This window comes from Pseudomonas sp. B14(2022) (genome assembly GCF_012030485.1).
Taxonomy (GTDB): Bacteria; Pseudomonadota; Gammaproteobacteria; order Pseudomonadales; family Pseudomonadaceae; genus Aquipseudomonas.
The window spans coordinates 107,419-119,793 of the sequence record NZ_JAAUVM010000001.1; the positions used below are offsets into that span (position 1 = coordinate 107,419).

Consider the following 12,375-nt stretch of genomic DNA (forward strand, 5'->3'; position numbering starts at 1 on the left):
GATGCAGGCGGAAGGTGTTTTGTTGCGGCAGCGGGGAATGGTCCTGCTGATAAGCCTGGTGTTTTTGCTGCTGTTGTCGGTGATCGGCCTGTCTTCCATAGAGGGGGCGATAACCCAGCAAAAGATCGCAGGCAGCCTGTGGCACCGCAACCAGTCGCTGCAAACTGCAGAAAGTGGTTTGAGGCTTGGAGAGCAAGGTGTGAGGCGAAAGGGGGCGGCTTTGCCGCAGTGCCCGTCGATCGCTGCCTGCGGGCCACCGGATGAAGCGTTTTCGGTGGTGGGTGCCGGGCCCCATCCTGTGTCATCGGTCAACTGGGTTGCCATCAAGGGTGGGCTCTACGGTATTCAGTCCCTGGGGCCGGCTGTAGGGCTGCCGCATGTGCCGCCGCAAACCCTGGCGACGTTGTACCGGATAACAGCGGTCGGGCTCAGTGGCCAATCGCGCACGGTATTGGAGAGCGTGTATGCGCGGGTGGAGGAGGAAAGTGGCTCGCGGTTTCGGCGGGTTTCGTGGCGGCAACTTCAATAAGGAGCATTGGAATGGGCAAGGACAGCCAGGGCTTTACCCTGATCGAGTTATTGATCGCCGTGGCGATCATCGCATTTCTGGCCGGAATCGCTTATCCCGGGTACACCGGCCATGTGAAAAAGGTCTATCGCGCGGAAATTGTCGCGCTGCTGACTGAGCAAGCTCAGCATCTGGAGCGCTTTTATGTGAGGAACGGCACTTTTATTGACGCAAGCGGCGTCAGTACGGGCAATCATCGCTATAGAATCACCGCATCGTTGAACCCTCAGGATTTCTACCTGGTCGCTACGCCGGGTGCTGACTCGGTGATGGCTGGCGACCCTTGCGGTGACTTCAGCTTGGGCAGCACTGGTGCGCGTGGCAATCCGGGTGCTGCACCTGAAATGTCGCGCCAGATATGCTGGGGGCAATGATGAGGGTGCTGGATGATTGGGCGCCGGGTGCGCGTTTTCCTATTTATCGGCTGGATCAAATGATGGCTAAGCAACAGCAAGTGGTGATTGTCGGTGGCGGAGTCATCGGCTTGTTGACGGCGTTTAATCTGGCGACCCAGGGGCAGGCTGTAACCCTGCTGGAGCGCGCCGGTGTCGGGCAGGAGTCGTCATGGGCGGGCGGGGGCATTGTGTCGCCACTCTATCCGTGGCGCTACAGCCCGGCGGTCACAGCGTTGGCCCATTGGTCCCAGGACTTTTATCCGCAACTGGCTGATCGGCTGTTTGCCGCTACCGGTGTCGACCCGGAGGTTCATACCACGGGCTTGTACTGGCTGGACCTGGACGACGAAACCGAGGCACTGGACTGGGCGGCCCGTGAAGGCCGGCCCCTGAGCAAAGTGAATGTATCTGCCGCCCATGATGCTGTCCCTGTTCTGGGCGGTGGGTATTCCCAGGCAATCTACATGGCCAACGTGGCCAACGTGCGCAATCCGCGCCTGGTCAAATCCCTGAAGGCCGCGCTATTGGCGCTGCCTGCCGTGACCGTTCACGAACAGTGTGAAGTGACCGGTTTTATTCTGGACGGCGGCAATGTCGTTGGCGTGGATACGGCAGAGGGGCCGATTCTGGGGGATCAAGTGGTGCTTGCAGCGGGGGCGTGGAGCGGTGAGTTGCTCGCCACGTTGGGACTGGCGCTGCCGGTGGAGCCGGTCAAGGGGCAGATGATTTTGTACAAGTGCGCCTCGGACTTCCTGTCGAGCATGGTCCTGGCCAAAGGGCGTTATGCGATCCCTCGGCGTGACGGACACATTCTCATCGGCAGCACGCTGGAACATGAGGGGTTCGACAAGACGCCTACCGACACCGCACTGGAAAGCCTCAAGGCCTCGGCTGTGGAACTGATTCCAGCCCTGGCCGACGCCGAAGTGGTGGGGCATTGGGCCGGCTTGCGGCCCGGCTCGCCGGAAGGCATCCCCTATATCGGCCGGGTCCCCGGTTTTAAAGGGCTGTGGCTCAACTGCGGTCATTACCGCAACGGGTTGGTCCTGGCGCCGGCATCGTGCCAGTTATTTGTCGATTTGCTACTGGAACGTGCTCCGATTATCGACCCGGCACCCTATGCCCCTGAAGGTCGGATCAACGCTGGATAGATTTCGGTCCTTGCTCCAGATGCGCCTGGGTGCAATACCACTCCTGGCGCGAACTCAGGGCGCGATCCTGTGGCAAGTGCACGCCGCAGTGTGCACAACGCACCATCAATGCTGCACCGGGCTCGCTGGTGCGTTGCTGCCTGGCGCTCGGGCTTTTGAATTTGCGCCAGAACCATACCGCGGCAGCAATAACGGCAATCCAGAACAGAAGACGAAGCATGATGGGCGGATTCTCGATAAGTAATGCGCCAGTTTAGCCAAGGACGTGGCAGGCGCACAGCGCAATAATGCTAACCCATAAAAAAGGAGCCCCTCGGGGCTCCTTTTTTGCGTTGCGTCGACAGACTCAGTCGAACACACCGAAGGTCATGTAGCTGAACCACGAGCGGTCCTGGTTGTTGCCCAGGGCCTGCGGCTCTTCTTCCTCGATCACGTCGCCGTTCTCGTCATGCGGCTTGAGGTCCGAAGGAATGGCTTCCTTGGCATCCTGGAACTGCTTGATCACGTCCTGGTTGGCGCGGGTTTCACCCGGCGGCAACGGTGGACGCGATTCGATCAGGCCCAGGGTGTACTTGCTCAGCCACGAACGGTTGTCCGCTTCGGCAACCTGAGGCACGAACTGGCCGTCTTTCAGGCTCGGGTGATCAGGGTAGTTGAGCTTCAGGGTTTCCAGGCTGGTGTTGGCCAGCTCGTCCAGGTGCAGACGCTGGTAAGCCTCGGTCATCACCGCCAGGCCGTCACCCACGGACGGCGTTTCCTGGAAGTTTTCTACGACATAACGACCACGGTTGGCGGCGGCTACATAAGCCTGACGGGTCAGGTAGTAGTGGGCCACGTGGATTTCATAGGACGCCAGCAGGTTGCGCAGGTAGATCATGCGCTGCTTGGCATCCGGTGCGTAGCGGCTGTTTGGATAGCGGCTGGTCAGCTGGGCGAACTCGTTGTAGGAGTCGCGGGCGGCGCCCGGGTCACGCTTGGTCATGTCCAGCGGCAGGAAGCGCGCCAGCAGGCCAACATCCTGGTCGAACGAGGTCAGGCCCTTCAAATAGTAGGCGTAGTCCACGTTCGGGTGCTGCGGGTGCAGGCGGATGAAACGCTCGGCGGCGGACTTGGCCGCTTCCGGCTCGGCGTTCTTGTAGTTGGCGTAGATCAGCTCAAGCTGGGCCTGGTCGGCGTAGCGCCCGAACGGATAACGCGACTCCAGTGCCTTCAGCTTCGCTGTGGCGCTGGTGTAGCTATTATTGTCCAAGTCTTTCTGTGCCAGTTGGTACAGCTCGACTTCGCTCAGGTTTTCGTCGACGACTTCCTTTGTTGACGAGCAAGCAGCAGTCATGGCGAGGATGGCGATCAGCAGCAGGTGTTTCACTTGCATGGCGGCTTGCGTCCCTATGACGGCCGCTGTCTTGGGCGGGGCCGTCCTGTTATGATGAGCGCCCCGTTGAAAGCCTCGGGGCAAAAGACGCCGTATTTAACCACAAGCGCGCAGCCGAAACCAAAGGCTGTGCCACGCCTAGTCTGAGCATGTCCGATAAAATTGAACTTCGCGCAGAGGTGCCGTCCGAATTGGGCGGCCAACGCCTCGATCAAGTCGCCGCACAATTATTCGCTGAGCACTCGCGCTCGCGCCTTTCCGCCTGGATCAAAGACGGCCGCCTGACTGTGGATGGAGCGGTTATCCGCCCGCGAGACACAGTCCATGGTGGTGCGATTCTTGAGCTGACTGCCGAGCAGGAAGCCCAGGGAGAATGGGTCGCCCAGGACATCGAGCTGGATATCGTCTATGAAGACGACGACATCCTGGTCATCAACAAACCCGCAGGCCTGGTGGTTCACCCGGCGGCCGGGCACGCTGATGGCACTTTGCTCAATGCCCTCCTGCACCACATCCCGGACATTATCAACGTGCCGCGTTGCGGCATCGTGCACCGTCTGGACAAAGACACCACCGGCTTGATGGTGGTGGCCAAGACCATTCAGGCGCAAACGCAACTGGTGACGCAATTGCAGAGCCGCAGCGTCAGCCGTATCTACGAGTGCATCGTGATCGGCGTGGTCGTGGCGGGTGGCAAGATCAACGCCCCGATCGGTCGCCACGGCCAGCAGCGCCAGCGTATGGCGGTGATGGAAGGCGGCAAGCAGGCGGTGAGCCACTACCGCGTGCTGGAGCGTTTTCGGTCCCACACCCATGTGCGGGTCAAGCTGGAAACCGGTCGTACCCACCAGATTCGCGTGCATATGGCCCATATCAACTTCCCGTTGGTAGGCGATCCTGCCTACGGTGGCCGCTTCCGCATTCCGCCTGCGGCGAGCCAGACCATGGTCGAATCGCTCAAGACGTTCCCGCGCCAGGCCTTGCATGCACGTTTCCTGGAGCTGGACCATCCGACGAGCGGTAAGCGCATGAGCTGGGAATCGCCACTTCCAGACGATTTTGTCTGGCTGCTGTCGCTGCTCAAGCAGGATCGCGAGGCGTTTGTCGGGTGAACAACTGGCTGATTCCTGACTGGCCCGCGCCTGTCGGGGTGAAAGCCTGTGTGACTACTCGTACGGGCGGCGTCAGCCTGGCGCCGTTCGACAGCCTTAACCTGGGCGATCACGTTGAGGACAGCCTTGAGGCCGTCCTTGAGAATCGTCGTCGCCTTACCGAAGCCTTCGATATTCAGCCGGCCTGGCTGCGCCAAGTTCATGGCGTGGATGTGGTTGAGGCCGACCCTGGCCGCACCGCCAAAGCCGACGGCAGCTGGAGCAGCACCCCTGGCATAGCCTGCACCGCGATGACCGCCGATTGCCTGCCTGCGTTGTTCTGCAATCGTGCCGGCACCCGTGTCGCGGCAGCCCATGCCGGTTGGCGTGGGCTGGCGGCTGGTGTGTTGGAAGCCGCTTTTGAACGCCTGGATGCCGAGCCTGCCGACGTACTGGTCTGGCTGGGCCCGGCGATTGGCCCGCAAGCCTTTGAAGTCGGCCCCGAAGTGCGTGAAGCCTTCATTCAGCAACTGCCGACAACGGTCGAAGCCTTTGTACCAAGCCGCAATCCCGGCAAATTCATGGCCGATATCTATCAGTTGGCCCGCCTGCGCCTTGCTGCGCGTGGCGTCACTGCTGTTTATGGTGGTGGCTTCTGCACCGTGACCGATCCACGCTTCTTTTCGTACCGGCGCAGCCCCCGCACCGGACGTTTTGCCTCCCTTATCTGGCTTGAGCGCTAGACTCTGCTGATCTGGGTCAATGCTGATCCATATCAACCGCCGCTTGCTTGAATCTTCCAGAATCCACCCCATCTATAAGGGTATCTGGCAGGTTTCTTCATTCAGGATGTTTTATAGCTCCGGCCTGCTCAAAAGGAAGGTGACTAATGCGTATTGATCGTTTAACCAGCAAATTGCAGTTGGCCTTATCGGACTCCCAATCCTTGGCGGTGGGTCTCGACCACCCGGCCATCGAGCCTGCGCACTTGATGCAGGCGCTCCTGGAACAGCAAGGTGGTTCTATCAAGCCCTTGTTGATGCAGGTGGGCTTTGATGTCAGCAGCCTGCGCAAGGAATTGAGCAAAGAGCTCGACCAACTGCCGAAAATCCAAAATCCGACCGGGGACGTGAATATGTCCCAGGATTTGGCGCGCCTGCTCAACCAGGCCGATCGCCTGGCCCAGCAGAAGGGTGACCAGTTCATCTCCAGCGAACTGGTGCTGCTCGCCGCCATGGACGAGAACAGCAAGCTTGGCAAGTTGCTACTCGGCCAGGGTGTAAGCAAGAAAGCCCTGGAAAACGCCATCAACAACCTGCGTGGCGGTGATGCGGTTAACGACCCTAACCACGAGGAATCGCGCCAGGCCCTGGACAAGTACACCGTGGACCTGACCAAGCGTGCCGAAGAGGGCAAGCTTGACCCAGTGATCGGCCGTGACGATGAAATTCGTCGCACCATCCAGGTTCTGCAGCGTCGCACCAAGAACAACCCGGTGCTGATCGGTGAACCTGGCGTGGGTAAAACCGCTATTGCCGAAGGGTTGGCCCAGCGCATCATCAATGGTGAAGTCCCGGACGGTCTTAAAGGCAAGCGCCTGCTGTCCCTGGATATGGGGTCGTTGATCGCCGGTGCAAAGTTTCGCGGTGAGTTCGAAGAGCGCCTGAAATCCCTGCTTAATGAACTGTCGAAGCAGGAAGGGCAGATCATTCTGTTTATCGACGAACTGCACACCATGGTCGGCGCCGGTAAAGGCGAGGGTTCCATGGATGCTGGCAACATGCTCAAGCCCGCCTTGGCGCGAGGCGAGTTGCATTGTGTCGGTGCTACTACGCTCAACGAGTATCGCCAGTACATTGAAAAGGACGCGGCCCTTGAGCGTCGTTTCCAGAAAGTCCTGGTGGAAGAGCCGAGCGAAGAGGACACCATCGCGATCCTGCGGGGCCTGAAAGAGCGCTACGAGGTTCACCATAAAGTGGCGATCACCGACGGCGCGATCATTGCGGCGGCCAAATTGAGCCATCGCTACATCACCGACCGTCAATTGCCGGACAAGGCCATCGACTTGATCGACGAAGCGGCCAGCCGCATTCGCATGGAGATCGACTCCAAGCCGGAAGTGCTCGACCGCCTGGATCGTCGCCTGATTCAACTGAAAGTCGAATCCCAGGCACTTAAGAAAGAAGAGGACGAGGCAGCCAAGAAACGCCTGGAAAAACTCCAGGAGGAGATCCTCCGCCTGGAACGCGAGTATTCGGACCTTGAAGAAATCTGGACCTCGGAAAAAGCCGAAGTACAGGGCTCTGCGCAGATCCAGCAAAAGATCGAGCAGTCGCGCCAGGAGCTGGAAGCCGCACGCCGTAAAGGCGACCTGAACCGCATGGCCGAGTTGCAGTACGGGGTGATCCCGGACCTGGAACGCAGCCTGCAGATGGTCGACCAGCACGGTAAGGCTGAAAATCAGCTGTTGCGCAGCAAGGTGACCGAGGAAGAAATCGCTGAGGTCGTCTCCAAATGGACCGGTATCCCCGTGTCGAAAATGCTCGAAGGCGAGCGTGACAAGCTGCTGAAGATGGAGCACCTGTTGCACCAGCGCGTGATCGGCCAGGAAGAGGCCGTCGTGGCGGTGTCCAACGCGGTTCGCCGCTCCCGTGCCGGCTTGTCCGACCCGAATCGCCCGAGCGGCTCGTTCATGTTCCTCGGCCCGACCGGCGTGGGTAAGACCGAGCTGTGCAAGGCATTGGCCGAGTTCCTCTTTGATACTGAAGAGGCCATGGTGCGGATCGATATGTCCGAGTTCATGGAGAAACACTCTGTGGCTCGCCTGATCGGTGCTCCACCAGGCTACGTAGGCTATGAGGAAGGCGGTTACCTGACCGAAGCCGTGCGGCGTAAGCCTTACTCGGTGATCCTGCTGGATGAGGTCGAGAAGGCTCACCCGGACGTATTCAACATCTTGCTGCAAGTGCTGGAAGATGGTCGGCTTACGGACAGCCACGGGCGTACGGTGGACTTCCGCAACACGGTGATCGTGATGACCTCCAACCTGGGCTCGGCGCAGATCCAGGAGCTGGTAGGTGATCGTGAGGCCCAGCGCGCGGCTGTAATGGATGCGTTGACTACGCACTTTCGTCCGGAATTCATCAACCGGGTCGACGAAGTGGTGATCTTCGAGCCATTGGCGCGGGATCAGATCGCGGGCATCACCGAGATCCAGTTGGGGCGTCTGCGCGGTCGCCTGGCGGAACGCGAGTTGTCGCTGGAACTGAGCCGCGAGGCGTTGGACAAGCTGATCGCGGTCGGTTACGACCCGGTGTATGGCGCACGACCTTTGAAACGTGCGATCCAGCGCTGGATCGAGAACCCGCTGGCGCAGTTGATCCTGTCGGGCAGCTTTATGCCGGGCACCAGCGTCGAGGCGACTGTGGAGAACGACGAAATCGTCTTCCACTGAGCCCGAATTGCACTGCAATAAGAGAAGGCCCTGCATCCCAGGGCCTTTTTTTTCGATAGGGCGTTGAACTGTAAGGCAAAGGCTTGTAAAGTGCGCCCCGCAGCAACGTCAGCCCACGGGTTTCTTCTCCCCAAGAAGAAATCAGAAAGAAGCGCAAATCATTGTCTTAAAAGCAATTTAAAGGGTTGACAGGGGTTTTTAAGATTGTAGAATAGCGCGCCTCAGAGACGCTAACGTAGCGATACGGACAGGGTCGAAGAGAAGGTTACACAGCAGTAAAAGTTGTACTTTGAAATATGTAGTTCCGTGATAGCTCAGTCGGTAGAGCAAATGACTGTTAATCATTGGGTCCCAGGTTCGAGTCCTGGTCACGGAGCCAATTTCAAACCGGGGTATAGCGCAGTCCGGTAGCGCGCCTGCTTTGGGAGCAGGATGTCGGGAGTTCGAATCCCCCTACCCCGACCATATTTGGGTCGTTAGCTCAGTTGGTAGAGCAGTTGGCTTTTAACCAATTGGTCGTAGGTTCGAATCCCACACGACCCACCATTTTTGAGACCAGTTAACGCTGGAATCGAATCTTAAGATCAGAGGCCAAAAGCGCTGATCGAAGAAGGCGACTGAAAGGTCGCCTTTTTTTTCCGGGGTATAGCGCAGTCCGGTAGCGCGCCTGCTTTGGGAGCAGGATGTCAGGAGTTCGAATCCCCTTACCCCGACCATATTAAAAATCCTCGTATCGAAAGATACGGGGATTTTTTTTGCCTGAAATTATCTCAACTCCAACATAAAACTAATGTGGGAGAGGCGGTTCCCCTCCCACATTGAACGAGTCCCACCAGGGACTCTGCCGTCAGTGAAGTTTCAGGCGCGGTTCAGTCCCGCGGCCAATCTTGCTGCCCAGCATCAACATCGCCGTGCGGAAGAAGCCATACAGCGCCATCTGGTGCATGCGGTACAGAGACACATAGAACATCCGCGCCAGCCAGCCCTCCAGCATCACGCTGCCGGTCAGGTTGCCCATCAGGTTACCTACCGCCGAGAAACGCGACAGCGAGATCAGCGACCCATAGTCGGTGTACTTGTACGACGGCAGGTCCTTGCCTTCGATACGCAGTTTCAACGACTTGGCCATCAACGAGGCCTGTTGGTGCGCGGCCTGGGCCCGTGGCGGCACATTACGATCGGTGTCCGGTTGCGGGCAGGCGGCGCAGTCGCCAAAGGCGAAGATGTTTTCATCGCGGGTGGTTTGCAGAGTGGGCAGCACTTGCAGTTGATTGATGCGGTTGGTTTCCAGGCCGTCGATGTCCTTGAGGAAGCCCGGTGCACGAATCCCGGCGGCCCACACTTTGAGGCTGGCAGGAATCACCTGGCCACTGCTGGTGATCAATGCGTCTGCGGTCACTTCGCTGACCGCAGAGTTGGTCAGTACCGTCACCCCGAGCTTCTCCAGGGTTTTATGCACCGGCCCGCCGATCCGCTCCGGCAGGGCCGGCAGTACACGTGGGCCTGCTTCGATCAGGGTGATGTGCATGTTTTCCGGCTTGATGCGGTCCAGGCCATACGCCGCCAACTCATGGGCGGCGTTATGCAGTTCGGCGGCCAATTCGACCCCGGTCGCACCCGCGCCGACGATGGCAACGCTGATCTTTTCCACCACATCGGTCTGCCCGGCATGGGCGCGCAGGTAGTGGTTCAGCAACTGCTGGTGGAAGCGCTCGGCCTGCTTGCGTGTATCGAGGAACAGGCAGTGCTGTGCCGCGCCCTCGGTGCCGAAATCGTTGGTGGTGCTGCCTACCGCAATCACCAGGCTGTCATAGCCCAGCACGCGCGCAGGCACCAATTCGCGGCCTTCTTCGTCGAGGGTGGCGGCCAGCTGGATTTTCTTCTGCTCACGGTCGAGCCCGCTCATGCGCCCCAGCTGGAACTCGAAGTGGTTCCATTTGGCTTGGGCGACGTAATTGAGTTCGTCTTCCGAAGAGTTCAGTGAGCCGGCAGCGACTTCGTGCAGCAAAGGCTTCCAGATGTGGGTGAGGTTGGCGTCCACCAGCGTGATGCTGGCGGTGCCGCGCTTGCCCAGAGTCTTACCCAGGCGCGTAGCCAACTCCAGGCCGCCGGCGCCGCCGCCGACGATAATAATACGATGGGTCATGGGGATATCTCGCAAGGCTAAAAGAAATCGGAGCAGTTACCCCCGCGAGCGCCAGGCAGCTCATAGCGTCAGGTAACTCAAAAGGCGGCTCAGCAGGCCGAGCCCGATCACCACCACCAGCACCACACCAAGGAGCAGCCACGGCCGGAAAGGCTTGCGCTCGACTCGGTTCTGGGAAAGTTGCAGGTACTCTTCGACATGCTGTTGGTCGTCGGGGTTCAGGCGGCTGGTCATATAAGGCCTCGTCAGGTAGACGTTGCAAAGGGGCGCCACGTTACAGCGAGGGGATCAGAGGCTGATGCCCACGTCGAACACTATGCTGCGACCCAAGTTGTTGCGCAAGAAATCCGGCGCGTCCGGGTGGGCGAACAGCACCCGTGCAAACGTTGGCCCCACCAGCGACAGCGAGCGCCAGCCCTGGCGCAGGTATTCCGTTGGCGGTGGGAAGTGGCTGTTGAGGTCGAGCACTTCGCGCTTGAGACTGGTGAAGGCGACGATATCCAACTCGCCCAGGTCCATGCCGCGCTCCTTATAGTTGTGCGCTTTTTTGCGCAGCGTGGGTGCCAGGCGCAGCAGGAATTCATGGGCGGGGATGCGCCGAGGCTTGGCTTCGCGGCGCACCAGTTGGCTCAGGGAAAATGCACTGCGCCGGCGTAGCAACTCATCGCGCCATTCGTCGTTCAGGCGCCGGCCTTCATCGAGTACGAAAAACACCTCGAAACTGGCATCGCGAAACAGCACGTCAGGCGGCTCTTGCCCGGCGGGATGAAACTCTTCGGCGCGGTAGGGCACATTCAAGCCTTGCAGCAGGCGCTGGCAAACCCAACGCTCACGCTCCCATTTGCGGGCATTGGACAGGAACGCATTGGCTTGTTCGGCTGCTACGGTGAGCAGGCGCAAATAATCTGAGTCATCCATGCTTGCAGCTTAGCGTCCAAATGATGACCGCAGGAAGTCCTGCTGCAAAAGCCAGGGTGTAGACTGGCCTTTCAAGCGTAATTCCCCCGAATGAGGAGCGTGCAGTGAAGTTTCTGGTGGTGCTATTGCTAAGTGTTTTACCGGTATGGGCACAGGCTGTTGAAGTGGGCGAACGCCTCGCCCCCTGGACCTTGCTCGATCAATTCGACCAAGCCTATACCCTCGATAACCAGGCGCAGATTCTGTTGGTGGCGCGCAGCATGGACGCGGCCAAGCTGGTCGACGCGGCGCTGCAAGGCCAACCTAAAGGCTACCTCGAAGCGCGGCATGCAGTGTTCGTCGCTGACATCCAGCGCATGCCTCGACTGATCGCCAAATTGTTCGCGGTACCGGCCATGCAATCCTACAACTACCGCGTCATGCTGGACCGTGACGCGCGTATCGCCCCGCGTTATCCCGCGGCGGCGGATAAAGTGCTGTGGCTGCAGCTGGATAACGGTACGTTGGTTTCTCAACATGAATACGGCACCGCTGCCGAACTGCGCCAGGCCCTGGAGCAGGTGAAGCCGTGATCAGCGCCGCAGTGCTGGCGCCCACAACCCTCGGCATCGGCTGGCTGTTGTATGCGCCGGTGCTGTTATGGGCGATCCTGCGCTCGCCCTGGGTCGAGTTGTTTGCCGACCGGCGGCGTCAGCATTTGCTGTTCGGTACGGTGTTCGCACTGTTCATGTTGTGGTTGGTGCGACGGGATTTCGACACCGGAGTGTCCTACCACTTTATCGGTATGACCGCCGTAACCCTGCTGCTGGATTGGCCCCTGGCCATCGTCGGTGGTTTTGCCGCCCAGTTCGGGTTAATGCTGCTTGGGCGCCAGGACCTGACAGCCCTTGGCGTCAACGGCCTGCTGCTGGTCGTGCTGCCGGTGCTGATCACCGAAGGCTGTGCGCTTGTGGTCGAGCGAGCGCAGCCGCGCAATCCCTTCGTGTATATCTTCTGCTCCGGTTTTTTTGCTGCCGCGTTGTCGGCCTTGTTTTGCCTGCTGCTGGGGCTCGGGTTGCTGTGGTTCGACGGTCGTTTTGCTATGCCGGAATGGCTGGAGGATTTCGTCGGTTACCTGTGGCTGATCATCTTCCCCGAGGCCTTTATCAACGGGATGGTGATCAGCGCCCTGGTGGTGTTTTGTCCGGAATGGCTGGAGACATTCAACCGCACACGCTACCTCTCGGCGCCCTGGAAGGATGACGAATCGCAGCGTTGACCCAGATCAAATCCCGCGCAGC

The 12,375-nt window shown here is 59.5% G+C and carries 13 protein-coding genes and 4 tRNA genes; 12 read left to right on the forward strand and 5 right to left on the reverse strand.

Annotation, left to right across the window (positions count from 1 at the left end; genetic code table 11):
- Window position 1 precedes the first annotated feature (1 nt).
- From HCF10_RS00550 to thiO, 3 genes are all read left to right on the forward strand, one after another.
- Complete coding sequence (locus HCF10_RS00550) at window positions 2-529, forward strand: pilus assembly PilX family protein (protein WP_409438488.1); 528 nt, start codon at window positions 2-4, stop codon at window positions 527-529.
- An 11-nt stretch (window positions 530-540) separates the two neighbouring features.
- On the forward strand, window positions 541-942 hold the full coding sequence (locus HCF10_RS00555; protein ID WP_145335403.1) for a type IV pilin protein: 402 nt from the start codon (window positions 541-543) through the stop codon (window positions 940-942).
- 62 nt (window positions 943-1,004) lie between these two features.
- On the forward strand, window positions 1,005-2,114 hold the full coding sequence (thiO, locus tag HCF10_RS00560; RefSeq protein WP_131698491.1) for a glycine oxidase ThiO: 1,110 nt from the start codon (window positions 1,005-1,007) through the stop codon (window positions 2,112-2,114).
- Here thiO and HCF10_RS00565 read toward each other — a convergent pair.
- Both HCF10_RS00565 and HCF10_RS00570 read right to left on the reverse strand, forming a co-directional pair.
- Entirely contained in the window at window positions 2,101-2,334 is a 234-nt protein-coding gene (locus HCF10_RS00565; protein WP_131698490.1) for a PP0621 family protein, read from the reverse strand. The genes thiO and HCF10_RS00565 overlap by 14 nt on opposite strands.
- Window positions 2,335-2,460: 126 nt before the next feature.
- Entirely contained in the window at window positions 2,461-3,486 is a 1,026-nt protein-coding gene (locus HCF10_RS00570) for an outer membrane protein assembly factor BamD (protein WP_131698489.1), read from the reverse strand.
- A 149-nt stretch (window positions 3,487-3,635) separates the two neighbouring features.
- Between HCF10_RS00570 and rluD the strand changes: the two genes are divergently transcribed.
- From rluD to HCF10_RS00605, 7 genes are all read left to right on the forward strand, one after another.
- Window positions 3,636-4,598 carry a 23S rRNA pseudouridine(1911/1915/1917) synthase RluD gene (rluD, locus tag HCF10_RS00575; RefSeq protein WP_090409564.1) on the forward strand — a complete coding sequence of 321 codons (963 nt, stop codon included), beginning with the start codon at window positions 3,636-3,638 and terminating at the stop codon, window positions 4,596-4,598.
- On the forward strand, window positions 4,595-5,320 hold the full coding sequence (gene pgeF, locus HCF10_RS00580) for a peptidoglycan editing factor PgeF (protein WP_131698488.1): 726 nt from the start codon (window positions 4,595-4,597) through the stop codon (window positions 5,318-5,320). The genes rluD and pgeF overlap by 4 nt, the downstream gene beginning before the upstream one ends.
- A gap of 146 nt (window positions 5,321-5,466) precedes the next feature.
- Window positions 5,467-8,031, forward strand: a complete 2,565-nt coding sequence (gene clpB, locus HCF10_RS00585; protein ID WP_131698487.1) for an ATP-dependent chaperone ClpB — start codon at window positions 5,467-5,469, stop codon at window positions 8,029-8,031.
- A gap of 303 nt (window positions 8,032-8,334) precedes the next feature.
- Window positions 8,335-8,410: transfer RNA gene (locus HCF10_RS00590), tRNA-Asn, on the forward strand.
- A 9-nt stretch (window positions 8,411-8,419) separates the two neighbouring features.
- A tRNA-Pro gene (locus tag HCF10_RS00595) sits at window positions 8,420-8,496 on the forward strand.
- Window positions 8,497-8,501: 5 nt separating this feature from the next.
- Window positions 8,502-8,577: transfer RNA gene (locus HCF10_RS00600), tRNA-Lys, on the forward strand.
- Window positions 8,578-8,670: 93 nt separating this feature from the next.
- Window positions 8,671-8,747, forward strand: a tRNA-Pro gene (locus HCF10_RS00605).
- Between the two features lie 131 nt (window positions 8,748-8,878).
- Here HCF10_RS00605 and HCF10_RS00610 read toward each other — a convergent pair.
- The 3 genes from HCF10_RS00610 to HCF10_RS00620 are packed head-to-tail and all read right to left on the reverse strand — an operon-like array spanning window position 8,879 to window position 11,095.
- Complete coding sequence (locus HCF10_RS00610; protein WP_167654710.1) at window positions 8,879-10,177, reverse strand: NAD(P)/FAD-dependent oxidoreductase; 1,299 nt, start codon at window positions 10,175-10,177, stop codon at window positions 8,879-8,881.
- 60 nt (window positions 10,178-10,237) lie between these two features.
- Window positions 10,238-10,411 carry a DUF3094 family protein gene (locus tag HCF10_RS00615; protein ID WP_016976295.1) on the reverse strand — a complete coding sequence of 58 codons (174 nt, stop codon included), beginning with the start codon at window positions 10,409-10,411 and terminating at the stop codon, window positions 10,238-10,240.
- A gap of 54 nt (window positions 10,412-10,465) precedes the next feature.
- Window positions 10,466-11,095: a DUF1780 domain-containing protein gene (locus tag HCF10_RS00620; protein WP_027604891.1), complete on the reverse strand. Its 630-nt coding sequence runs from the start codon at window positions 11,093-11,095 to the stop codon at window positions 10,466-10,468.
- A gap of 104 nt (window positions 11,096-11,199) precedes the next feature.
- On the opposite strand from HCF10_RS00620, the gene HCF10_RS00625 reads away from it, so the two are divergent.
- Entirely contained in the window at window positions 11,200-11,667 is a 468-nt protein-coding gene (locus HCF10_RS00625) for an FAD/FMN-containing dehydrogenase (protein WP_131698485.1), read from the forward strand.
- A complete protein-coding gene (locus tag HCF10_RS00630) occupies window positions 11,664-12,353 on the forward strand; it encodes an energy-coupling factor ABC transporter permease (RefSeq protein ID WP_145335391.1) in 690 nt (229 codons plus the stop codon). The genes HCF10_RS00625 and HCF10_RS00630 overlap by 4 nt, the downstream gene beginning before the upstream one ends.
- The last annotated feature ends 22 nt before the right edge of the window (window positions 12,354-12,375 follow it).